18 protein-coding genes and 1 pseudogene are annotated in these 22346 nt (G+C 73.0%); 15 read left to right on the forward strand and 4 right to left on the reverse strand.

Features of this window, described 5'->3' with window-relative positions; translation table 11 throughout:
- From E1267_RS17675 to E1267_RS17705, 7 genes are read left to right on the forward strand one after another with little or no spacing between them, the layout of a single operon-like run.
- Positions 1-1278 carry an O-antigen ligase family protein gene (locus tag E1267_RS17675; RefSeq protein ID WP_132333671.1) on the forward strand — a complete coding sequence of 426 codons (1278 nt, stop codon included), beginning with the start codon at positions 1-3 and terminating at the stop codon, positions 1276-1278.
- Positions 1275-2780: a lipid II flippase MurJ gene (locus E1267_RS17680; protein ID WP_132333672.1), complete on the forward strand. Its 1506-nt coding sequence runs from the start codon at positions 1275-1277 to the stop codon at positions 2778-2780. The genes E1267_RS17675 and E1267_RS17680 overlap by 4 nt, the downstream gene beginning before the upstream one ends.
- Positions 2777-3478 (forward strand): polysaccharide deacetylase family protein, encoded by a 702-nt coding sequence (locus E1267_RS17685; protein WP_246063983.1) that lies wholly within the window; start codon positions 2777-2779, stop codon positions 3476-3478. The genes E1267_RS17680 and E1267_RS17685 overlap by 4 nt, the downstream gene beginning before the upstream one ends.
- On the forward strand, positions 3475-4575 hold the full coding sequence (locus E1267_RS17690; RefSeq protein ID WP_132333673.1) for a glycosyltransferase: 1101 nt from the start codon (positions 3475-3477) through the stop codon (positions 4573-4575). The genes E1267_RS17685 and E1267_RS17690 overlap by 4 nt, the downstream gene beginning before the upstream one ends.
- Positions 4572-5150, forward strand: a complete 579-nt coding sequence (locus E1267_RS17695) for a YveK family protein (protein ID WP_132333674.1) — start codon at positions 4572-4574, stop codon at positions 5148-5150. Before E1267_RS17690 ends, E1267_RS17695 begins: the two co-directional genes overlap by 4 nt.
- Complete coding sequence (locus E1267_RS17700; RefSeq protein ID WP_132333675.1) at positions 5147-6340, forward strand: GNAT family N-acetyltransferase; 1194 nt, start codon at positions 5147-5149, stop codon at positions 6338-6340. Before E1267_RS17695 ends, E1267_RS17700 begins: the two co-directional genes overlap by 4 nt.
- The gene (locus E1267_RS17705; RefSeq protein ID WP_132333676.1) at positions 6331-7518 is read left to right on the forward strand and encodes a glycosyltransferase; all 1188 of its coding nucleotides are present in this window, start codon (positions 6331-6333) and stop codon (positions 7516-7518) included. The genes E1267_RS17700 and E1267_RS17705 overlap by 10 nt, the downstream gene beginning before the upstream one ends.
- Before the next feature lie 251 nt (positions 7519-7769).
- On the opposite strand, the pseudogene E1267_RS47915 reads toward E1267_RS17705, so the two are convergent.
- Positions 7770-7937, reverse strand: a pseudogene (locus E1267_RS47915) (glycosyl hydrolase family 26); the annotation flags it as partial.
- On the opposite strand from E1267_RS47915, the gene E1267_RS45665 reads away from it, so the two are divergent.
- The 5 genes from E1267_RS45665 to E1267_RS17730 all read left to right on the forward strand — a co-directional run bounded on the left by E1267_RS45665 (position 7927) and on the right by E1267_RS17730 (position 13139).
- Positions 7927-8205: a hypothetical protein gene (locus E1267_RS45665; RefSeq protein WP_220449536.1), complete on the forward strand. Its 279-nt coding sequence runs from the start codon at positions 7927-7929 to the stop codon at positions 8203-8205. The pseudogene E1267_RS47915 and the gene E1267_RS45665 sit on opposite strands and share 11 nt — an antisense overlap.
- Before the next feature lie 335 nt (positions 8206-8540).
- On the forward strand, positions 8541-9752 hold the full coding sequence (locus tag E1267_RS17715; RefSeq protein WP_132333677.1) for a carboxylate--amine ligase: 1212 nt from the start codon (positions 8541-8543) through the stop codon (positions 9750-9752).
- Positions 9753-9762: 10 nt separating this feature from the next.
- Positions 9763-10947 carry an NAD(P)-binding domain-containing protein gene (locus tag E1267_RS17720; RefSeq protein WP_246063984.1) on the forward strand — a complete coding sequence of 395 codons (1185 nt, stop codon included), beginning with the start codon at positions 9763-9765 and terminating at the stop codon, positions 10945-10947.
- A gap of 68 nt (positions 10948-11015) precedes the next feature.
- Positions 11016-12191 carry a GEVED domain-containing protein gene (locus E1267_RS17725; RefSeq protein WP_132333678.1) on the forward strand — a complete coding sequence of 392 codons (1176 nt, stop codon included), beginning with the start codon at positions 11016-11018 and terminating at the stop codon, positions 12189-12191.
- Positions 12192-12293: 102 nt separating this feature from the next.
- A complete protein-coding gene (locus tag E1267_RS17730; protein WP_132333679.1) occupies positions 12294-13139 on the forward strand; it encodes a phosphatidylinositol-specific phospholipase C/glycerophosphodiester phosphodiesterase family protein in 846 nt (281 codons plus the stop codon).
- 250 nt (positions 13140-13389) lie between these two features.
- Here E1267_RS17730 and E1267_RS17740 read toward each other — a convergent pair whose 3' ends face one another.
- Positions 13390-14466 carry a S1C family serine protease gene (locus E1267_RS17740; RefSeq protein ID WP_132333680.1) on the reverse strand — a complete coding sequence of 359 codons (1077 nt, stop codon included), beginning with the start codon at positions 14464-14466 and terminating at the stop codon, positions 13390-13392.
- A 19-nt stretch (positions 14467-14485) separates the two neighbouring features.
- Positions 14486-15916 (reverse strand): AMP-binding protein, encoded by a 1431-nt coding sequence (locus E1267_RS17745; RefSeq protein WP_132333681.1) that lies wholly within the window; start codon positions 15914-15916, stop codon positions 14486-14488.
- Positions 15917-16470: 554 nt separating this feature from the next.
- Here E1267_RS17745 and E1267_RS17750 point away from each other — a divergent pair.
- Both E1267_RS17750 and E1267_RS17755 read left to right on the forward strand, forming a co-directional pair.
- Positions 16471-17274 carry a hypothetical protein gene (locus E1267_RS17750; RefSeq protein WP_132333682.1) on the forward strand — a complete coding sequence of 268 codons (804 nt, stop codon included), beginning with the start codon at positions 16471-16473 and terminating at the stop codon, positions 17272-17274.
- Positions 17275-17336: 62 nt separating this feature from the next.
- Complete coding sequence (locus tag E1267_RS17755; RefSeq protein WP_132333683.1) at positions 17337-19574, forward strand: acyl-CoA dehydrogenase family protein; 2238 nt, start codon at positions 17337-17339, stop codon at positions 19572-19574.
- Positions 19575-19643: 69 nt separating this feature from the next.
- Here E1267_RS17755 and E1267_RS17760 read toward each other — a convergent pair whose 3' ends face one another.
- Entirely contained in the window at positions 19644-21476 is a 1833-nt protein-coding gene (locus tag E1267_RS17760) for a hypothetical protein (protein ID WP_132333684.1), read from the reverse strand.
- Positions 21477-21555: 79 nt separating this feature from the next.
- Between E1267_RS17760 and E1267_RS17765 the strand changes: the two genes are divergently transcribed.
- On the forward strand, positions 21556-22346 hold a 791-nt coding region (locus E1267_RS17765; protein WP_484213940.1), incomplete at its 3' end, for an MmpA family trehalose lipid delivery protein.

The raw sequence follows: 22346 nt of genomic DNA on the forward strand, positions 1-22346 counted from the left end.
TTGGGCGCCCTGCACCGACCGAGCCTCGTGGCGGCCGCGACCGTGCTCCTCACCTGTCTGCCCGCCGGGGCCGGCGGCGTGTTCGGGCAGGCGCGGGTGACGGCCGCCGACCTCGCCACCGTCGCGCTGGCCGCCGTCGCGCTCGCGCTCCTGGTCGCGAGCGGGCGCGCGGCCGAACTGCCCGCCCGCGCGCTGGTCCTCGCCCCCGTCGCGGGCGCGGCCTGCATCGCCGTGCTGGCCTCGCCCGACATGGCGGCGAGCGTGCCCGGCGGCCTCAGGTACGTCCAGGTGTTCGTGATCGTCCCGCTGGCCGTCATGGTGACGGTGCGCGACCGGGCCGACCGGCTGATCGTGGGCGGTGCGGTCGTCGGCGCGGCGGCCGTGCAGGGCGTGGTCGGCTGCGTCCAGACGCTCACCGGCACCGGGGCGTCGTACGCGGGCGAGCGGGTGCGGGCCGTCGGCACGTTCGGCGCGCTCGACGTCATGGGCATGGCCGGCGTGGTCAGCTTCGGCGTGGTCATCCTGCTGGGCGCGGGCCTCGCCGTACGCGGACGGTGGCGCGCGGCCGCGTTCGGGGGCGCGGCCCTGCTCTGCGTCCCCCTCGCCCTGTCGCTCAGCAGGGGAGCCTGGCTGGCCCTGCTCTGCGCGGTCCTGGTCATGGTGTTCCTGCACAGCCGGGTGCTCGCCGCCCGGATGGTCCTCGCCGGCGCCGCCGCCGGGATCGTGCTGCTGGCCGCCGGGCTCGGCACGGGATCGGACGTGCTGGGACGGCGGGCCGCCTCGATCGCCACCGCCGTGACCCAGCCCGACCAGTCGCTGAGCGACCGGTACACCCTCTGGCGCACCGCCGCGGGCATGTGGCTCGACCACCCGCTCACGGGCGTGGGCCCGCGCCGGTTCGCGGAGCTGCGCGACACGTACGCGCCGATCGAGCTGTCGTCGGGCAGCGACACCGACGACCCGGTCCACGGCTTCCAGCGCCGGCCGCTGCTCTCGCCGCACAACATGTACCTGCTGACCCTCAGCGAACAGGGACTGCTCGGCCTGGCCGCGCTCGGGCTCTGCCTGGGGTCGCTGGCGTGGTGGGCGGTCCGAGGGGGCGCGGTCATCGCGGCCGGGCTGCTGACGTGGCAGCTGGCCGACTTCGTCTACGGCGACATCGGCGGGCCTCCGACGCTGGTCATGTCGGTCGTGCTCGGGCTCGTCCTGTCGCGCGTCGCCCGGCCCGCGCCGTCACCGGTGACCGGCGTACCGGCCGGGCACGGCGGGACACGATGACGACGGCCACCTCGCCCGCGGTCAGGGCCGTCAGCGTCACCGCGCTGCTCGTCGGGCTCGGCTCGCTGCTCGGCTTCGTCCGTGACCTGCTGCTGGGCACGACGTTCGGGGCCGACGCCGGCACCGACGCGTTCCTCGTCGCCTGGACGATCCCGGAGACCGCGGCGCCCCTGCTCATCGAGGGCGCCATGGCCTTCGTGCTGGTGCCGCTGTTCAGCCGGGCGGTGGAGGCGGGCGACGACGCGCGGGTCCTGGTGTCGTCGACGTTGCCGTACCTGTGCCTGGGGCTCGCGGCGCTGAGCGCGGTGGCCGCCGCGAGCGCGCCGTGGCTGGTCGGCGTGCTCGCTCCCGGCATTCCGCGGGCGGACCTCGCGGCCGACTGCATGCGTGTCGCCTCGGTCACGATCCTCACGTTCGGGCTGGCCGGATATCTCAGCGCGGCGCTGCGCTCGCATGAGACGTTCGCTCCGCCCGCCGCCATCTACGTCGCCTACAACGTGGGGATCATCGTCTGCCTGTGGTCCCTGCGCGACCAGGGCGCGTACGCCGCCGCGGTGGGCGTGGCCGTGGGCGGCGTCGCCATGGTGCTCGTCCAGGCTCCGGCGTTCGTGCGGCGCTTCGGCCGTCCCCGCCGCCCGACGCGCGGGATGCCGCTGCCCCTGGCGGCGTTCCTGCCGATCGCGGTCTTCACGCTCGCGCGCCAGAGCCAGGTCTTCATCGAGAGGTACGTCGGCTCCTCGCTGCCCGAAGGGTCGATCTCGCACCTCAACTACGCGCAGAAGATCGCGCAGGTGCCGATGGTCCTGTCGCTGATCGTGGCGACGGTGACCTTCCCCGCCCTCGCCCGCGCCGTCGCCGCCGGCGACCGCGAGCGAGCCCGCGAACGGCTGGCCGGCGACGTGGTCGCCGCCTCGGCGATCGTGCTGCCCGCCACGGCGGCGCTGCTGGTCTGCGCTCCCGACGTCGTGGCCGTCCTGTTGCGGTACGGCGCGTTCACCGAGGCGGACACCGTCGCCACCGCGCAGATCGTGCGCGTGTACGCGCTGGGTCTGCTCGGCCAGGCGATCGTGGGGATCGTGTGCCGCGCGTACTTCTGCGGGCCCCGCGCCTCGTGGTACCCGGCACTCGCGATGGCCGCCGGGCTGGCCGTGACGGCTCTGCTGGCCCGGCCGGCGTGGGGTGTCACGGGGCTGGCCGCGGCCAACGCCGCCGGGATCACGCTGACCGGCATGGTACTGGTGGCCGGGCTGCGTCGGCGGGTCATCGCCCTGCCGCTGCGCGACGCCGCCGCGCCCGTCGGCGTGCTGCTCCTCGCCGCCGCGGCCGCCGTCGCCGCGGGCCTGCTGACGCGGCCGCTGCTCGCGGGCCTGCCGCAGCCGGTGGCGCTCGCTCTGACCTGCGCCGCGATCGCCGCCGCCTGCTGCGCCGTCGCGGCGCTGGCGGGGGCCACGACCACGCTGACAGAAATCACCCGCTCGATCAGGACGCGAGGCCGCGCATGACCGCCATGCCGTACGTGCTCATGTACCACTCCGTCGACAAATGTGACGACGATCCCTTCCAGATCACCGTCTCGCCCGACCGCTTCGCCCGGCAGTTGCTCTGGCTGGCCCGGCGCGGCCTGACCGGTGTCTCCATGAGCCGGCTGCTGCGCGCCCACACAGAGGGCGACGCGAAGGGACTGGTCGGGCTCACCTTCGACGACGGGTACGCCGACTTCTGCAGCGAGGTCGTCCCCGCGCTGCTCGAACGCGGGTTCAGCGCCACGGTCTTCGTGGTGTCCGGCCTGGTCGGCGAGCACAACGCCTGGGACGAGGGAGGGCCGCGCAAACGCCTCATGGACGCCGACGGCCTGCGCTGGGCCGCGCGGCACGGCATGGAGGTCGGCTCGCACTCGGCCGGGCACCGCTCGCTGACCGGGCTGAGCGAGGCCGAGCTCCATGACGAGGTGGCGGGCGGCAAGGCGGCGCTGGAGGACCTGCTGGGCGAGCCGGTGAACGGCTTCTGCTACCCGTACGGGCACGCCGGCGCGCGGGAGGTGGACGCCGTTCGCAGGGCCGGCTACGGCTACGGCTGCGCGATCTGGAAGTCGGAGCTCAGCGGCCGGTACGCGCTGCCGCGCACCTATGTCGGCGAGCGGGACGGCGCCCTGCGGCTGCGGGCCAAGCACGCGCGTCACCGGGTCCGGTGGGCCTGGTGAAGGTCCTGCACGTCATCACGGGTCTGGCGGCGGGCGGCGCGGAGCAGCAGTTGCGGTTCCTGCTGCCGCACCTGCGGGCCCGGTGCGACGTCGCGGTCCTCACCGGCAGCGGCGTGGTCGCGGACGCCATCGCGCGTACCGGCGTGCCCGTCCACCAGGTGGGGATGCGCGGCAACCGGGACCTGCGGGCCGTCGGGCGGCTGGCCAGGCTCATGCGCAGGCACCGCTACGAAGTGGTGCACACCCACCTGTATCGCGCCTGCGTGTACGGCAGGCTGGCCGCGCGGCTGGCGAACGTCCCCGCGATCGTGGCGACCGAGCACTCGATCGGCCGCGAGCACATCGAGGGGCGCAGGCTCACCCTCCCCGTCAGGGCGCTGTACCTGGCCAGTGAGCTGCTCGGACACCTGACCGTGGCAGTCTCGCCGACCGTGGCCGACCGGCTGGCCGGCTGGGGCGTGCCGCGCTCGCGCATCGTGGTGATCCCCAACGGCGTCGACGGCCGGGCGTTCGGCTTCGACGCGGCGCTGCGCCGGCGCACCCGGCTGCGGCTGGGCGTGCCCGCGCGCGCCTTCGTGATCGGCGGGGTGGGCCGGCTGGAGCCGGGCAAACGTTTCGACACGCTGATCGAGGCCTTGCCGGCGCTCGGATCCGCGGTCCTGCTCCTGGTCGGCTCCGGTTCGTACGAGCCGCGGCTGCGGCAGTTCGCCGGTTCGGTGGGCGCGGGTCACCGGCTGATCTTCGCCGGCGAGTCGACCGACGTGCGGGCGATGTTGTCGGCGATGGACGTGCTGGCCGCTCCGTCGGCGGAGGAGACGTTCGGGCTGGCGGTCGTCGAGGCGCTCGCCGCGGGCCTGCCCGTCCTGTACGACGCCTGCCCGGCCGTCGACGACCTGCCGCCGGGTTCCGCGCCCGGGGCCAGGCGTGTCCCGCCGGACCGGCTCGCCGCCGAACTGGCCGCGCTCGCCGCCCGCCCGCCCGGACGGCTGCCGCCGCCCGAGGCCGTCCGCCTCTACGACATCCGCCGTCAGGCCGACCGGCTGGAGTCGCTCTACCTGCGCCTGCTGGGCGCCGTACCCACGGAGGATCAACGATGACATGGAACCGGGCCCGCATCATGAGCGTGCTCGCGCGATGGTGGCTGCCGCTGTCCCTGACGCTGGGAGCGACGGGCGGGGCCGTGTACGCCGTGGCGAGCGACGCCGTCTACTCCGCCGACGCCTACGTCGTGGTGGTGGCGGGCGGCGACCCGGCGCAGGCGATCGACTTCGCCTCCGCCTACGCCCGCATCTCCGCCCACCCCGGCCTGCTCACCGGTGACGAGACCGAGTGGGACAGCCTGAGCGTGGCCGCCTCGCCGGACGCGCCGCTGGTGCGGCTCACGTCCGTGGCGCCCACCGCGTGGGTGGCCGCCGACCGCGCCAACCGGGCCGCCACCGCGCTGATCACGTACGCCAACAGGCACGCCACCGACACCCGCGTACGGCTGGCGCCCTTCGCCAGCGCGTCCATCCCGGCTCACCCCTCGGCCCCGGTGCCACTGGTCGGCATCGCCGTCGGCGGCTTCGGCGCGGCCCTGGTCGCCGGGCTGGTCCGCCTGGCCGCGCCGCAGGCGCTCCGGCAGGTGCGGCGCGAAGAGCCCGCGCCGGTGCTGACCGGGGCGAAGGCGTGAGCGCCGCGACGCCGGGCGCGTCCACGTCGCGGACCTCGCCTCCGATCCCGCGCGCCGGGCGGCCCACGCTGCGTCCCACGCTGCGTCCCACGCTGGGGCCCACGCTGCGGGTCGTGCCGCGCAACGCGCTGGCGGGATTGGCGGAGGACTGGGCCGGCCTGTACGCGCGCAGTTCGGCCGCCACGCCGTTCCAGTCGTACAGCTGGCTCTGCTCCTGGTGGCGGGCGTACGGCACTCCGGGGCGGCTGCGGGTGTTCCTGGCCTACCGGGGCGGGCGGCTGGTCGCTGCGGCGCCCCTCAGGCTGGAGTACCGGCTGGGCTGCCGGGTGCTGACGCCCGTCGGCGGCGGGCAGTCCGACTTCACGGACATCATGGTGGACGACGCCGAGGGCGAGGCGGGCCTGCGCGAGCTGCGAGCCGGGCTGCTCGCCCAGCCGGGCTGGGACGTGATCGACCTGCCCGAGGCGCGGCCGGGCGCGGCGATCCTGCGGCTGGCGGGGCTCTGGGGCGGCCGGGCCTGGACTCTGCCCGCCTCCACCTGCCTGCAACTGCCCGGCCGGCCGATCGAGCAGGTGATGGCCGGGCTCAACAGCCGGCGCGCACGGCGGCTGCGTACGGCGATGCGCAAGCTCGACGCGATGGACCTGTCGGTGGACGTGGTCGAGCCGGACCGGGTCGAGCACTCGGTGCGCGAGCTGCTGCGACTGCACGTCCTGCAGTGGGAGAGCCGGGGGATCAACGTCCAGCACACGGAGCCGCGCTTCATGGACCATCTGACGCGGGCCACGCGGTCGCTGGTGGTGGAGGACCGCGCGGTTCTGAAGGAGTTCAGGGTACGGGGACGGCTGCGGGCCTGCGATCTGACGGTGGTCGGCAAGGACTTCGTGGGCGGCTACCTGTACGGCGCGGATCCGGAGCTGCGCGCCGAGGCCGACGTGCTGACGATGTTGTTGCGGGACAACCTGGAGACGGCCCACCGGCTGGCCAAACCGGTGCTGAGCCTGCTGCGCGGCGACGAGCCGCACAAGGCGAAGTTCGGCTGCGAGGCGGTCGTCAACCAGCGGGTGATGCTGGGCCGCGGCGTACGCTCGGCCGCCTACGCCGCGAGCGCCGGCACCCGGGCCGCGGGCCGGGAACTGCTGAAGCGGCGCTGCCCGCGGCTGGTGGAGAGGTTCGCGGCATGGCGGTGAGGCCGCGCGTCCTGCACGTCACCCAGCCGGTGGACGGCGGGGTCGGCGCGTACGTGGCGATGGCCGCCGCCGACCAGGCGCGGCGGGGCTGGCGGGTCGCGGTCGCCTGCCCGCCGGCCGGTCCGCTGGCCGGCGACCTGGCCGGTTCGGGCGTGCCCTGCCTGGCCTGGGAGGCGACCCGCGCGCCGGGTGCCGCCGACGTGGGGCAGGCGGCCCGGCTGGCGCGGATCGTCGGAGAGTTCGGCCCCGACGTGGTGCACCTGCACTCCTCCAAGGCCGGGCTGGCGGGCCGGGCCACGCTGAGGGGACGGGTGCCCACCGTCTTCCAGCCGCACGGCTGGTCCTGGCTGGCCGCCCGCGGCGTGCTCGCCGCCGCCTGCCTGGGCTGGGAACGGCTGGCCGCGCGCTGGGCCGACCTGGTGGTCTGCGTGGGCGAGGGCGAGGCGGCGCTGGCCAGGCGGCACGGCGTGCCCGCCGAGCTCGTGGTGGTCCGCAACGGCGTGGACCTGCGCCGCTTCCGGCCGGCCTCCCCGGCGGAACGTACGGCGGCCCGCGCGGGCCACGGCATCCCCGAGGGAACGCCGCTGGCGGTCTGCGTCGGCCGGGTCACCCGGCAGAAGGGCCAGGACCTGCTGCTGTCGGCGTGGGAACGGGTGGCCGCGCGCGACGGCGCGGCCCGGTTGGTCGTCGTCGGCGACGGCCCGCTGCTGCCCGAGCTGCGGGCGCGGGCCGTGCCGCGCGTTCACTTCACCGGCGACGTGTCCGACGCCAGGCCCTGGTACGTCGCGGCCGACGTGGTGGTGCTGCCCTCCCGCTGGGAGGGGCTGCCGCTCACGGCGCTGGAGGCGCTGGCCACGGGGCGTTGCCTCATCGCCTGCGGCGTGCCTGGGATCTCCGAGCTGGTGTCCGGGGCCGTCGGCGCGCTCGTGCCGCCCGGTGACGCGGCGGCGTTGGCGGAGGCGCTGCTGCTCAGGCTCGGGAGCCCCTCGCTGGCGGCGGCGGAGGGCTCGGCCGCCGTCGAGCTGGCGGCCGGATTCGACGCGGGCGGGTCGATGGACGCGCTCGCCGAGTGCACGCTCGGGCTGCTCGGAGTCGGTACGGGGAACGGCCGCCGGCGCAGCCGCTCGCGGAAGATCTCCGCCGAGCGCGGGTTCGACGAGCACTGCCAGATGCCGTGAGGACAGTAATCGGAGATCGAGTGATAGAGCACGTTGTGACTGTCGATCCAGTCGAGCATCCGGCGGACATAGTCGGGCCGGTCGCCGTTGCGGAACAGCCCCCACTCGGGGAACGAGATGGCCTTGCCGTGCTGGGCCGCGAAGTCGGCGTGCGCCTGCAGCCCGTACGGCTGGGTGACGTAGTCGGAGAAGTCGTCGCCAGGTCCCTGGTCGTAGCTGTCCATGCCGATGATGTCGACCACGTCGTCACCCGGGTAACACTCCGTCCAGGGGATGGCGTCGAGCCCGCGGCTGGGCGCGAAGTCGAAGCGGAATCGCTGGCCCGGCGTCGCGCGCATGGCCGCCACGATGCGCCGCCAGTACTGCTTCCACGCCTGCGGGTCGGGCGCGCAGCGGCTGGAGTAGGTCGTGCCGTTCATCTCCCAGCCGAGCACGATGATCGTGTCACCCGCGCCGGCGGAGACCAGCTTCCTGCCGAGCTCGCCGAAGTGGTGGTCGCGCTCGCCGCGTGCGCCCTCGGCCAGCCGCTGGGCCACCTCGTGGTCCGGCATCCTCGACTCGTTCGGCGCGACCATCGGCACGTTCAGCGCCAGGACCCGGTCCGGCTCGGCGCTTCTCCAGCGGGTCCAGGGGCCGAGCACGAACTCGGCCCCCTCGATCGACTTCCACGTCTCGCCGGGCAGGTAGGTGCGTCCCACCGTCACGCTGCTCTTCAACCAGGACTCGAAGCGCTCCAGGTGCACGGGGCCGCGCGAGTCGGAGCCGAGGAAGACACCCAGCGCCGCGCCGGGACGCTGCCGGTGGTCCGGCGGGTTGTCGCCCCGTGCGCTCAGGCCCAGCCACACCGCCGCCGCAATCGTGACGATCGCCAGCGAACAACGCAGACAGCCCTTTCTCATCACCATCGCATATCCCCCGTCGGAGTTTTCCCTCATTCCCTACACCTCGAATAACGGCCGATCGGATATGCAACCTGGGATTTGCCGGATCAATAGCTATTCGTAAGGAGTAGGACGTACATCATGTTCGATTGCACCGTCCCGGCGCTCCTTCTGCGACTGGACTCCAATGTCTTTCATCACGGGACGCTCGGTGCCATTCGCTCGCTCGGCAGGGCCGGGGTGGAGGTGCACGGGCTCGTCGAGGGCGCGCACGCGCCGACGTACCGCTCCCGGTACCTGGCGCGGATGCACACGTGGTCGCGCGGCCGGGACACCGTCCGGACGCTCACGCGGGTCGCCGAGCGCATCGGACGGCGGGCCGTGCTCCTGACGCTGGACGACGCCGGGGCCATCGCGGTCGCCGAGCACGCGGCCGAACTGCGTCCGTACTACCTCCTCCCCGGCCAGCCGCCCGGCCTGCCGCGCAGGCTGGCGGACAAGCGCCTGCTGCACCGGCTCTGCACCACGCTCGGCGTCGTCCACCCGGAGACCCGCCTGATCAGGGGCGCGGACGACGCGGCGGTGGCCGTCGCCGACTTCGGGCTGCCGCTGGTCGCCAAATGGGCGCAACCCTGGCTGCTGCCCGCGGGGTTGCGCAGGACCGGCCTGGTGCGCGGGACCCAGCAGGTGGCGCGGCTGCTCCAGCACGTGGAGAGGAGCGAGCTGCTGTTCCAGCGTTTCGTACCGGGCGGGCCGGGCTCGGACTGGTTCTTCCACGGCTATTTCGACGAGAACTCCCGCTGCCTGTACGGCGGCGCGGGACGCAAGGAACGCGCCTACCCGCGAGGCGCCGGGCTCACCACCTGGGGGCGGTGGCTGCCCAACCCGGTCGTGGAGGACACGGCGCAAGAGCTGGCGATGACGCTCGGCTACCGCGGGGTCGTCGACATCGACTTCCGCCACGACCCGTCGGCGGACGCCTACCACCTGCTCGACTTCAACCCCCGGCTCGGCGCCCAGTTCCGCCTGTTCACCGACGGCGACGGCCTCGACCTCGTACGCGCCGCCCACCTGCATCTCTCGGGCCGGTGGACGGGCCGGTCGACGGGCCGGTCGACGGTGCCGGGCAGGGCCGGTCACGGCCGGACGTACGTGGTGGAGAACTACGACCTCTTCACGGCCGGCCCGAAAAGCCTGCGCGCCCTGTGCGTGGCCGATGAATTCGCCTGGTTGTCGGCCGACGACCCCCGGCCTTTCGTGGGAATGGCCGGTCAGACCATAAAGCGTGGTATGGCCCGGCTCGCCGGGTCACGGAAACAACGATGGAGGAAATTTGCGCACGCCGGTGATTGACGTGGCGATCGTGGGCGCGGGCCCGTACGGGCTTTCCGCGGCTGCTCACGCGCTGGGCGCGGGACTCGACGCCCGGATATTCGGAAAACCGATGCGGGCGTGGGAATTCCATATGCCCCGCGGAATGCTGCTGAAGTCGGAGGCCGCCGCGTCCCATCTCGCCGACCCCGGGCGGCGCTACGGTCTCGACGCGTTCCACCGCTACGCGTACGGCGAGCCGGTGCCGGTGGAGCGGTTCGTCGCGTACGGCAAGTGGTTCCGCGCGCGCACGGTGGGTCAGGCGCTCGACGAGTCGGAGGTGACGGCCGTCGGCGCCGAGGGGAACCTGTTCGCGCTCACGCTGTCGTCGGGGGCGTCCATGCTGGCCAGGGCCGTGGTGCTGGCGGTGGGGCACCTGCCGTTCGCCTACCGGCCCTGCGTCCTGGCCGGGCTGCCGCCCGAGGCGGCCACGCACAGCTGCGACCATCACGAGCCGGCCGTGTTCGCGGGCCGCGACGTGACCGTGCTGGGGGCGGGGCAGTCGGCGCTGGAGACCGCGACGCTGCTGGCGGAGGCCGGGGCGAGCGTCCGGCTCGTCGCGAGGGCGGGCGCGCTGGCGTGGAACGACGTCCCGCAGGAGCGGCGCTCACTGCCGGCCCGTGTGCGGGCGCCGCGCTCCAAGCTCGGCGGCGGCTGGCCCTCCGTGGCCTGGTCCCGGCTGCCTGGCGCGATCAGGCACCTGCCGGGCGCGGCCCGCGACCACGTCGTACGCACCGCGCTCGGACCCGCCGGCGCCTGGTGGCTGCGCGACCGTTTCGAGGGGGCCGTCAAGGTGACCCTGGGCGCGCGGCTGACCGGTTCCGAGTACGGCGACGGCGTACGGCTGCACCTGAGGGACCTGTCGGGAGCGGCCACCACGCTGGAGACCGAGCACGTGATCGCGGCCACCGGCTACCGGGTGGAGGTGGCGAGGATCACGATGCTCCGTGAGGACCTTCGGCGCGCGGTGGGGTCGCAGGGGCCCGCGCCGCGGCTCAGCGGCACCTTTGAGACGCCCGTCCCCGGGCTGCACCTGGTCGGGCTGGCGGCGGCGGCCACGTTCGGGCCTTCCATGCGGTTCGTGTGCGGGTGCGACTTCGCCGCCCGGCGCGTGACGAGGGGCCTCGTGAGGCGCCTGCGCGGCTCGCGGCGTGCGGCGAAATTGCCGTTGTCTTGACCGTGTCCCGCCGTCGGCGGATCAGGCAGGACGGTTAGATCTGGATCACGAGCTTCGGGGGAGCAAACATGGCTTTTCGCGTGATGGTGGCCTGCACGGCCACGGCGTTCGTCGGCGTCTCGGGGGTCGCTCCCGTCGCGCGTGCCGACAGCGCGCCATCGTCGTTCGCCAACTCGGCCACGGTGGCCTCGGGCCGCACGCCGTCCGGGGTGACGGTGACGGTGCGCAAGCAGATGATCGGGACGGCGCGGGTGACGTCGGCCGAGGCGTCGCCCGCCAACCCGGCGGCGCCCGACGACGAATACCTGACCCCGGCCAACTCCAAGACGTCCGCGGGTTTCGTCGACCTCTACGAGGGGTTCGAGGCCGAGGACGGCAAGTGGAGCGACGTCGCCCAGTTGACGTTCACCTTCTCCCGGCCCGTACGCGACCCGCGGCTGCACGTGTTCGGCACGGGCGGCGCGTCCGGCGAGTCCAGGAAGCGCCGCGACGACTACTGGCCCGCCGTCGAACTGGTCGGCGGAGTGCCCGCCAGGCCCACGTTCTCCTGGGCGGCCGGGTTCCCGGGCTACCGGGTCACGAGCGACGCGATCAACCCGGAAAGGGTCTACTCCACCCGCTCCACGACCTGCGGGGTGGTCTACACCTGCGGGACTGTCAAGGTGAACGGCACGGTCAGCGCGTTCACGGTCCGGCTGAAGGCGCATGACGTGCGCCACGGGAGCGGCGGGTCCGTGTCGCAGATGTGGGCGGCGTTCAAGCTGTCGCTGGCCGAGGACGTCTCCGACGCGCCGGCCTCTTACGGCGTGGCCTCCCACGCGCTCACGGACTCCCACCTCGGGTGGTCCGTGAGCGAGGACCACACCGACGAGGTGAGCATGACCCCGCGCGCCGTGGCCCTGGACACGGGCGACGACGCCATGGAGGCCGGGGAGGGGAACAGTGTGATCAGCGGCGGCAGGTGCAGGATCTCGGTGCCGGTGACCGCCGGATCGCCGTCGAAGGTCGCCGGCTGGATCGACTTCGACCGCGACGGCCGCTTCGACGCCGACGAGCGGGCCACCACGACGGTCGACGAGGGGGCGTCGTCCGCGGAGCTGACGTGGCGGCTTCCCGAGTCGCTGCCCAACGGCCCCGTCTGGATGCGGCTGCGCATGGTCGCGAGGGCGGAGTCCGTGACCTCGCCGACGGGATGGGCCGACAGCGGCGAGGTCGAGGACCACCAGATCCAGTTCGTCGAGTGAGCCGCGCGACCGCCGCCGACAATTAGGCAAGTTGTCACCCCTGTCACAACTTGCACGCGTAACGTGTCACGCATCCCTTACCTCCCATGTCAAGGAGATGCGATGTTGCGTCGAACCCTCGGCGTGCTGGTCGCGGCAGGAACCATGCTGCTGGCGGCCGCTCCCGCGCAGGCCGCCGGCCGCCCCGAGCCGCTTCCCCGCGCCCACGCGCATAACGACTACGAGCACGAGCGGCCGCTCCTTGACGCGCTCGACCACGGGTTCACCAGCGTCGAGGCCGACATCTACCTCGTGGACGGCGAACTGCGCGTCGGGCACGACCCCGAGGACCTGCGGCCAGGCCGCACGCTGCAGTCGCTCTACCTCGACCCGCTGATCCGCCGGGCGCGGCACGGAAGCGTCTTCCCCGGCACCCGTCAGCCGCTGCAACTCCTCGTGGACGTCAAGAACAACGGCGAGGCCACGTACACCGAGCTCGACCGGGTGCTCAAGGCGTACAAGAGGATGCTCACCACCTACCACAAGGGCCACAAGGGCAGGGTCCGGCACGGCGCCGTCACCGTGGTCGTCAGCGGCGAACGGCCGCGCGAGCTCATGGCCGGCCAGGAGCGGCGCTACGCCTTCTACGACGGGCGCATGGACGACCTGGGGCAGGGCGACCCCGGCCTGATCCCGCTGATCAGCGACAACTGGACCAACCACTTCAGCTGGCTGGGCGAGGGGGAGATGCCGGCCGCCGAACGGGCGAAGCTGCGCCGGATCGTGGCGACCGCGCACCGCGACGGGCAGCGGGTACGCTTCTGGGCCACCCCCGACACGGCCGGTCCCGCGCGCGACGCGCTCTGGCGCGAACTCGTCGCGGCCGACGTGGACCACCTCAACACCGACGACCTGGCAGGGCTCCGGGACTTCCTGCGCGAGAACGACCGCGAGCGCGCCGCGGCCTGAGCTCGGCGTGCACAGCCGTCCGGCGGCTCTGTCCCTCGTGTTGTCGCCGGCTCCCAGCGCGCCTCCGGACGCGACCGGGCCGGTCGAGGACCTGGTGCTGCCCGTGGAGGACATCGTCGGCGAGGTCGAGTCGCTGGACGGCACCCAGAGCGAGAGCAAGCGCGGCCGCGAGGTGACGCATGAAGAGGAACCAGGCCGAGAACCGCCGCGTCGAGATCGTCTTCACTGCCAAGCAGGAGTGATCTCCGGGTCACTCGCTCGGGAGCTGCCCCAGCGTCACGGTGACAGTCTCCCGCTTCCCGCTCGCGCGGATGACCCCTACGCGCGCCTTGTCGCCGGGTTTGAGCGCCGTGATGGCCTCGGCCAGCTCGGCCATGGTCGGCGTCTCCTTGTCATTGATCGAGACGATCACGTCCCCCGCCCGGATGCCGGCCTTCTCGGCGCCCCCGCCGCGCTCGACCCTGGCCACGCCCACGCCGGAGGGTTGCCCGTCGTCGCCGATGACCGTGCTGCCCCTGATGCCCAGCGCGGCCCGGTGGGTGTTGGTGACCTTGCCGTCCTTGACGATCTGGGCGGCGATGTCGGTGGCGGTGTTGCTGGGGATCGCGAAGCCGATGCCGGGAGCCGCGCCCCCGCCCAGGTCGGGGTCCGTGGCGGCGAGCGTCGGGATGCCGATCACCTGACCCGACAGGTCCACGAGCGCGCCGCCGCTGTTGCCGGGATTGATCGCGGCCGACGTCTGGATGGCCCCGGCGATCGTGGCGCCGGGCGAGCCGGCGGACTGCGGCTCGGTGACCGTACGGCCGAGTGCCGAGACGATGCCGTTCGTCACGCTGCCCGAGAAGCCCAGCGGGTTGCCCATGGCGAGGACGATCTGGCCGACCCGCAGCTTCGACGAGTCGCCGAACTTCGCCGGTCGCAGGCCGTCGGGCCGGTCCACCTTGATCACCGCCAGGTCTCCGGCGGGGAACGACTCGACCAGCTTGGCCGGGCGCGGCGGGCCGCCGGTGGCTAGGGTGACCTCCATCTCCTGAGCCTGGCCGACCACGTGCGCGTTGGTGACGATGTGCCCGGCCTTGTCGAACACGACGCCGGAGCCGAGGCCCACCTTCGTGGTGATCTGCACGATGGACGGCAGGACGTTCGTGATGACCCGTTCGTACGCCGCCTCGAGCGGTTGCAGCGACGCCGTGGGGGAGGCGGTCGGGGAGGTGGTGCCCGTACTTGTCGGCGTGGCGGCGCCCGGTGACGACGGTGACGACGGGGGCGACCCGCAGCCTGCGAGCAACACGGCAGTGGCCGCCAGTCCTGCGACGAACTCCCTCATACAGGGCTTAGTGCCCAGCTCATCCTGAAAGATACGCTTCTCGGACGTTACGCCTGCTCAGCTTGCCTGTCGGCGTACGCGGCAACGACGCGCGATACTCGATCACCCGCGGATGCTTCATCCGGGCCAGCCGCGGCTCGCAGTGGCGCAGCAACGCGGCGGTGAGCTCCGGGCCGCCGGAGACTCCCGCCGCGGGCTGCACGAGCGCCACGACCCGCTGCCCCCACTCGGCGTCGGGCACACCGATCACCGCGACGTCCGCCACGGAGGGGTGTTCCAGCAGCGCCGCCTCGATCTCGGCCGGATAGACGTTGACCCCGCCGGAGATGATCAGGTCGGTCCGCCGGTCCAGCAGGAACAGGTAGCCCTCGTCGTCGAGATAGCCGATGTCGCCCGGCGTGTACGCCCGGCCGCGCATGGCCGCCGCCGTCTTGCCGGGATCGCGGTGGTACTCGAACCGGTTGATGCCCTCGACGTACACCTGCCCCGGCGAGCCCGGCGGCGCCTCCTCGCCGTCATCGCCGACGATCGTGAACGTCATCCCGTCCAGCGCCCTGCCGACCGTGCCCGGCCTGGCCAGCCACTCCTGGGAGGACACCATGGTCACCACGGCCGCCTCGGTGGAGCCGTAATACTCCCACAGCACCGGCCCCAGCCAGTCGATCATCGCCTTCTTGACGGCCGGCGGGCAGGGCGCGGCGCCGTGGTAGAGGTGGGTGAGGGACGACAGGTCGTACGACTCCCGATCGGGCACCGCGAGCAACCGGTGGAACATGGTGGGCACCATGAAGGCGTTCGTCACCCCGTGCCGTTCGATCAGCCGCAGCGCGCCGGCCGCGTCGAACCGTTCCGGCGCCACGATCGTGTGCCCGAACTGCAGCGCCATCATCGCCTGCCCGTACGGCGCCGAGTGGTAGAGCTGCGAGCACACCAGGTGCACCCCGCCCATCGGCAGCCCGAAGTGCCGCCAGCTCTTGCGCATCAGGATCGGGTACAGCTCCTCGGGCGTCAGGTCCAGCAGCCGCCGCCGCACGCCCTTGGGCCGGCCCGTGGTGCCCGAGGTGTAGAGCATCATCGACCCGGCGCGGCGGTGCTCGGGGGCGTCGGCGGGCCGTCCGGCCACGAGTTCGTCGACCGTGAGCGCGTGCGGCGCGACCACCACGGCGGCGCCGCAGTCGGTCACGATGTAGTCGATCTCCTCGGCCGTGAAATGCCAGTTGACCGGCACCAGGTACGCGCCGATCTGGTACGTCGCCAGCATCATGGTCAGGGCGTCGAGCCCGTTCTTCAGCACGGTGACCACGCAGTCGCCGGGGCCGGTTCCGCGCGCGGTCAGTCCGTTGGAGGCCCGGTTCACCCGGTCGAGCAGAGCGCCGTAGGAAACCTGGTCGTCGCCGAGCAGGGCGGCGCGGTCAGGGTCGTTGGCCGCGATCTCGTAGAAACCCCTCATAGTCGCCGACCTTACAGAATAAGATTCTGCAAGGGGAATAGCGGATTTATGCCTCGCCGGGGTGACGTAATCTCATGGCCATGGCGGACGTCGGCGACCAGAGACCTGAGCATGATCCACCCACCACTCCGTTTCGCAAGATCGTCTTGCCCGCCGAGGAGACGGTCCAGATCGCCCGGCCGCCGGTGCAGGGGGCGTCCACCCCGGTGAAGCCCGCCGGCCAACCCGCGAAGCAGCCCCCGGCCCGGCCCGGAGGCCGGCCACCGGGGCAGTCCGGCAACCCGCCGCAGAACCAGCCGCCGGGCCGTCCGGGGAACCAGCCTCCCGGCACTGCGAACCAGCCTCCAGGCACCGGGAACCAGGCCCCGAACCCCGGGAACCAGCCTCCGAACTCCGGCAGCCGGCCCCCAGACGCCGGATATCGACCGCCGAACGCCGGAGGCCCGCCTCCGGGGGCCGGGAACCCGGCTCAGGTTGGCAACCAGCCGCCGCACCGATTCCCGCAGCAGCCCCCGAATCCGGCCCCGGGTCAGCCGCCGCCCGCGCAGCCGTTCATGCAGCCGCAGGCGCCTCCGGTGCCGCCGCGCACGTCCAAGCCGGAGCCCCGCGGGCTCGGCGACATCCCGATCAAGGTCGTCTACCTGGCCGGGGCCAGCCTCGCGACCGTGCTCGCCGTGCTGCTGGTCTTCGTGGCCTTCTCGGGTGATGTGCCCGTCAACCAGGAGCAGCCCGAGGACGTGGTCGCCGTCGCGCCCGTGCCGAGTTCGGCCACCCCGTCGGCGACGCCCAGCCCGACGGCGTCCGAGAGCCCGATCGTGTTGCCGCCGGTGCCGGAGAGCAAGAAGTTCCCGACGTTGTCCGGCAAGGCGGCCAAGGTCACCGGCACCATCACCGACAAGAACACCGGCATCAAATACCCGCGTCTGGGCTCTCCGTGGAAGGCCAGGGACTTCCCGCCGTTCTCGGTCGCGCAGCGGATCGGCAAGGTGGCGATCCCGCACACGGTGATCGGCTCGGCGAAATACCCCGGTGACGCGCCGGACAAGAAGCCGTCGTCCAACGCCGACTACCGTGCGATCGCCACGGAGGCGGCCCGCTGGACCATCCGCACGCAGTACCCCAAGGGCGCCACGCTCGCGTGGACGGCCTCGCAGAAGAACCCGGTCGGCAAGGGATGGACGCTCGGGTACAAGGTCACCTACACCTTCGACGGCAAGCAGCAGGTCGCCCAGGCCATGGTGACGGTGGTCGAGGTGGGCAGGACGAAGCCGACGCTGCTGATGGCCTCTGTCCCCGAGACGGACAAGGAACGCTGGCGTGACCTGAGCACCATCGTGAAGCAGGTTCGCCCGCTCTAGGCCCAGAAGCATCCTCTAGAATATGGTTCTGGCATGGTGCCGGACCTGGCTGGAGGATGAGCATGGCGATCGGGTTGAGCGAGGAGCACGGGGCGCTCCGCGAGTCGGTGAGCGGCTGGGCGGAGCGGAACATCCCGGCGGAGCTGCTGCGCGCCGAGGCGGACGGCCGCCCGCCGTTCTGGCCGGGCCTAGCCGAGCAGGGGCTGCTCGGCCTGCACCTGCCCGAGGAGTCGGGCGGGTCCGGCTACGGGCTCCTGGAGGCCGCCGTGGCCGTGGAGGCGCTGGCCGAGCGGATGGCGCCGGGGCCATACGTGCCGACCGTGCTGGCCGGCGCGGTCATCGACGCCTCCAAGCGGCACGACCTGCTGGAGGGCCTGGCCGACGGCACGCTCACCGGCGCGGTCGCCCTGACCGGCGCGCTGACCGGCGTCCGTGACGACGACGGCTCCCTGGTCGTCTCCGGCACGGCCGAGCCCGTGCTCGGCGGTCCACTGGCGGACGTGCTGGTGCTGCCGGTGAGCACGTCGCAGGGCGAGGAGTGGGTGGTGGCCGACGCCTCCGCCGTCACGGTCACCGCGCTCCCGTCGCTCGACCTGACCAGGCCCGTCGCCAGGGTGGAGCTCGCGGACGTGGCGGTGCCCGCGGAGCGGGTGCTCGACGGAGTCGAGAGCTCCGACGTACGCAACCTGGCGGCCATCGTGCTCGGCGCGGAGGCCGCGGGGCTGGCCTCGTGGTGCGTCACCGCCGCCGCCGAATACGCCAAGGTACGCGTGCAGTTCGGCCGCCCGATCGGCCAGTTCCAGGGCATCAAGCACAAGCTGTCCCGCATGCTGGTCGCGCTGGAGCAGGCCCGCGCCACCGTCTGGGACGCCACCAGGGCGGCGGAGCGGCGCTCCGGCCCCGAGGAGCAGGTGGAGGCTCCGGAGAGTGCGACCGCCGGCGCGGCCAAGGAGCTGGAGTTCGCCGCCGCCGTCGCCGGGGTGATGGCGCCCGACGCGGCCGTCCAGTGCGCGAAGGACGCGATCCAGACGTTCGGCGGCATCGGTTACACCTTCGAGCACGACGTACACCTCTACTACCGCCGCGCGCTCACCCTGCGGGCGCTGCTCGGCCCGTCGTCCGAGTGGGCCGCCACGGTCGCCGCGCTCGCCCTGCAGGGCGTCTCCCGCCCGATGGAGATCGACCTGCCGGAGGACGCGGGGGTCCTGCGCGAGTCGATCCGCGCCGAGATCGCGGAGATCGCCGGGCTGGAGGGCAAGGAGCAGAAGCGGGCGCTCGCCTCCCGTGGTTTCGTCATGCCCCATCTGTCCTGGCCGTGGGGCCGCGACGCCAAGCCGCTCGAGCAGGTGCTGATCGCGCAGGAGCTCAGGGCCGCGAAGGTCCGGCTGCCCCAGATGATCATCGGTGCCTGGGTGGTGCCGTCCATCGCCGCGTACGGCACCCAGGCGCAGCAGGAACGGTTCCTGCCCAGGACGCTCAGCGGCGAGATGATCTGGTGCCAGCTGTTCTCCGAGCCCGGCGCCGGGTCCGACCTGGCCTCGCTGCAGATGAAGGCGGAGCGGGTCGAGGGCGGCTGGAAGCTCAACGGCCAGAAGATCTGGACCTCGGTCGCGCACGTGGCCGAGTGGGGCATCTGCATCGCCCGTAACTCCAGCGAGGGTTCCAAGCACGAGGGCATCACGTACTTCCTGGTCGACATGAAGGCCCCCGGGGTCACGGTCAGGCCGCTGACGGAGATGACCGGCGAGAACCTGTTCAACGAGGTCTTCCTCGACGACGTGTTCGTCCCTGACGACCTGGTTGTGGGCGAGGTCGGCGAGGGGTGGAAGGTGGCCCGCAACACGCTGTCCAACGAGCGGGTCTCGTTGTCGTCCGGCTCGGGCGGCACCGGCTCCTCCGTGCCCGACCTGCTCGGCCTGGCGGGGCGGCTCGGCCGGGACCTGTCGCCCGTGGAGGCGCAGCGGGTGGCCGGGGTGGTGTGCGAGGGTCATTCGATCAACGCGCTGTCGCTGCGGGTCACGCTCAAGCAGCTGGCCGGCTCCGAGCCGGGCGCGGACGCCTCCGTACGCAAGCTGCTGTCGACCTCCCACGCCCAGCACGTCTCCGAGACCGCCGTGGAACTGCTCGGCACGGCCGCGGTCACGGCCGCCGACATGAAGCTCGGCGACGCCGGCTACTGGAACCGGGCGGTGCTCGCCACCCGCGCCATGACCATCTACGGCGGCACCACCGAGGTGCAGCTCAACATCATCGGCGAGCGCATGCTGGGCCTGCCGAGGGACCCCGAACCCGGTAAGTGACCCGTGCGGCCTGGGCCGCCCGCTCACCGGGTGGCCCAGTGGGTGGCCCAGTGGGTGGCTCAGGCCGGCTCAGCGCGTCACCGGGTCCGGCGGTATCGCCGCGGCGTCCTCCGCGGGGACGGGGACGCCGATCCGGATCTCGCCGACACAGGCCGTCCCGCCGTCCAGCGTGCGCAGGCGCACCTCGCCGCCGCCGCCCCGGACGGGAGCGAAGGTCCAGCCGAATCCGCTGCCGGCCCGGACCGCGGCCGTGCCGTCGCCGAGCCGCACCGACAGCTCGGTGGACTTCGGGTTGAGGTAGCCGACCTGCACCGTCCACTCCCCGGCCCTCACCGGGGCGGGAAGACGCAGGCGCGTCTCCTTGCCCGAGATCCGGGTGCAGCCGTCCCGCTGGGGGATCCTGACTCCGCTGATGACCACCGGCCGCAACCGGCCCTGGCCGTCGAAGGCCAGGGGCCTGGGCACCGGGCCGGTCAGCCGCCGGGTCCAGGTGACCGGCTGCGCCGCCAGCGGGCCGAGGAGCTTGGAGACGCGGGCGTAGTCGTAGAAGAACATCGCGTGGGCGACCTTGCCCGGGACGTGGGCGTCGAGGATGACCGAGCCGGACGGCACCCGCTTGAGCGCCAGCCGGGCCGTCTCGACGTAGCTCCTGACCTGGTCGCCCAGCGGCAGCCGGGCGTACGCGGCGGCGGACCAGAGCGAACCGGCGGCGATCAGCGCCCCGAGCGGGATCCAGGCGTGCCGGAGCCTCGGCAGCGGGCGCAGCCACGGGCGCTCCTCGCCGCGCAGCGGCAGGAAGGCCAGCCCGATCACGAGGGCGAGCACGCTCGCCGTCGAGGAGACGTACCGCAGCTCAAGGCCGCCGAGGTCGGGCCCGAGCTGGACGATCCGCCCGATCGCGACGGGCACCACGTCGGCGAGCAGGAAATACGCCAGCAGCGTCAGCCAGGCCAGCCAGGCCGTCCGCCGGTATCGCACGGACGCCGCGACCACCGCCACCGCGACGGCGAGCCCGGCCCAGACCAGCGCCTGCGGGGTGGCGGCGATGGCGTAGTCGTCGCCGATCGGCTGCCACGCCCACGGCCCGCCCAACGCCGTGGACACCAGGGAGGTCAGCAGCTGCCACGTGAAGCCGGCGGCCGTCGCCGGGTCGGGCAGCGCCGGCCGTACCGCGTCGTTGGTGAGCGTCACCGAGGCGGAGAGCCGCTGGAAGAAGATCGCGGCGTAGATCGCGATCAGGGTGAGGTAGAGCAGCCACGCCGGCCTGCGGTCCGCGCGCGGGAACCAGCCGAGCGTCAGCACGAACGCCAGCAGCAGGATGAACGGCGCCTTGACGAAGAACGCCATGGCCAGCACGGTCCACGCCGCGGCGGCCACCGCGTGCCTGAAACGCCCGCTGCGCACGTAGAGCACGTGCGAGCCGAGCGCCATCGGCAACGCGACCTGGAACGGCAGGGTCTCCACCACCACCGCCCACCACGACAGAGCGGAGAGCGTCATCGGCGTCAGCAGGTAGAACGCCAGCGGCACCAGGATGGCCGGGCGAGGCCCGAACAGCACGTGCAGCAGCCGCAGCAGCGCGAGTCCGGCGGCGGCCAGCAGCCCGATCGTGACGGTGTGGGCGAGCAGGTCGTTGTAGACGCCGAGCCGGCCCATCACCCAGTGGATCGCGAACGGCCCGGGCATCAGATGCCCGAAGTCGACGCGCATCAGGTAGTCCCACGACAGGCCCTGTTCGAGGCCGCGGGCGATGAAGTGGAAGTCGTCCTGACGGAAGTACGTCCGGCGTACCAGGGCGAACTTCCAGATGAGCTGAACGGCGATCATGGCGATCCCCGCGGCCAGCACGGCGTCCTCGCGTCCGGCGGAGCGGGCCCGCGCCGTAGTACCGATCGTCGTCACCCCGTCCTCCTGCTCGGAAGGGTAACGAGGCGGGTGATGTTGGGGAATGCCCGTTGTGCGGTTGTGATGTCATATCGGGATGCCTTGTACCCTTCGCGGTACCTTTCGCGCCGGCCCGGCCGCCGCGCTGCTCGGGCTCGCCCTGGGATGCCTGACTCTCGGTCCCGCGCTGGGCCCGGGGTTCGTCCTGGTGCAGGACATGGTGTTCGTGCCGGATCCGGTGTTCACCCGCTTCACCTTCGGGCTCGCCGGGAGCGCACCCCGGGTGGTGCCGAGCGACGCGGTGGTCACGGCGCTGTCCTGGGTGCTGCCGGCCGAGGTGGTGCAGAAGGTGATCCTGCTGGGCGTGTTCGTGCTGGGGTGCTCGGGCGCGGCGCTGCTCGTGCCGTCGCGACGGCTCACGCCCCGGCTGGTGGCCGGGACGTTCTACGTGTGGAATCCGTACGTGGCCGAGCGGCTGCTGATGGGGCAGTGGGCGCTGCTGCTCGGGTACGCGGCGCTGCCGTGGGTGGTGCGGGCGACCGGCTCGGCCCGCCGGTCGGCGGTGGCGATGACGCCCGCGGCGGCCGGGGGGTTCGCGGCCATGGCGATCACCGCGCTGACGGCGCTTCCGCTGGCCGTGCTCCGGGAGGGCCGCACGCCCTGGACGGCGCGGGTGGCGCGGGTCGCGCCGGTGGTGGCGGTGCTGGCCGGGTTCAGCCTGCCCTGGCTGGTGCCCACGCTGTTGCGGCCAGGCGTGCTGACCGGTGACGCGACGGGGGTGGAGGCGTTCGCCGCCCGTGCGGACGGGCCGTTCGGCGCGGTGGGGAGCCTGCTGTCGCTGGGCGGGATCTGGAACGCGCAGGCCGTGCCGGTGGGATACGACACGGT

This window comes from Nonomuraea longispora (assembly GCF_004348345.1).
GTDB classification, from domain to species: domain Bacteria; phylum Actinomycetota; class Actinomycetes; order Streptosporangiales; family Streptosporangiaceae; genus Nonomuraea; species Nonomuraea longispora.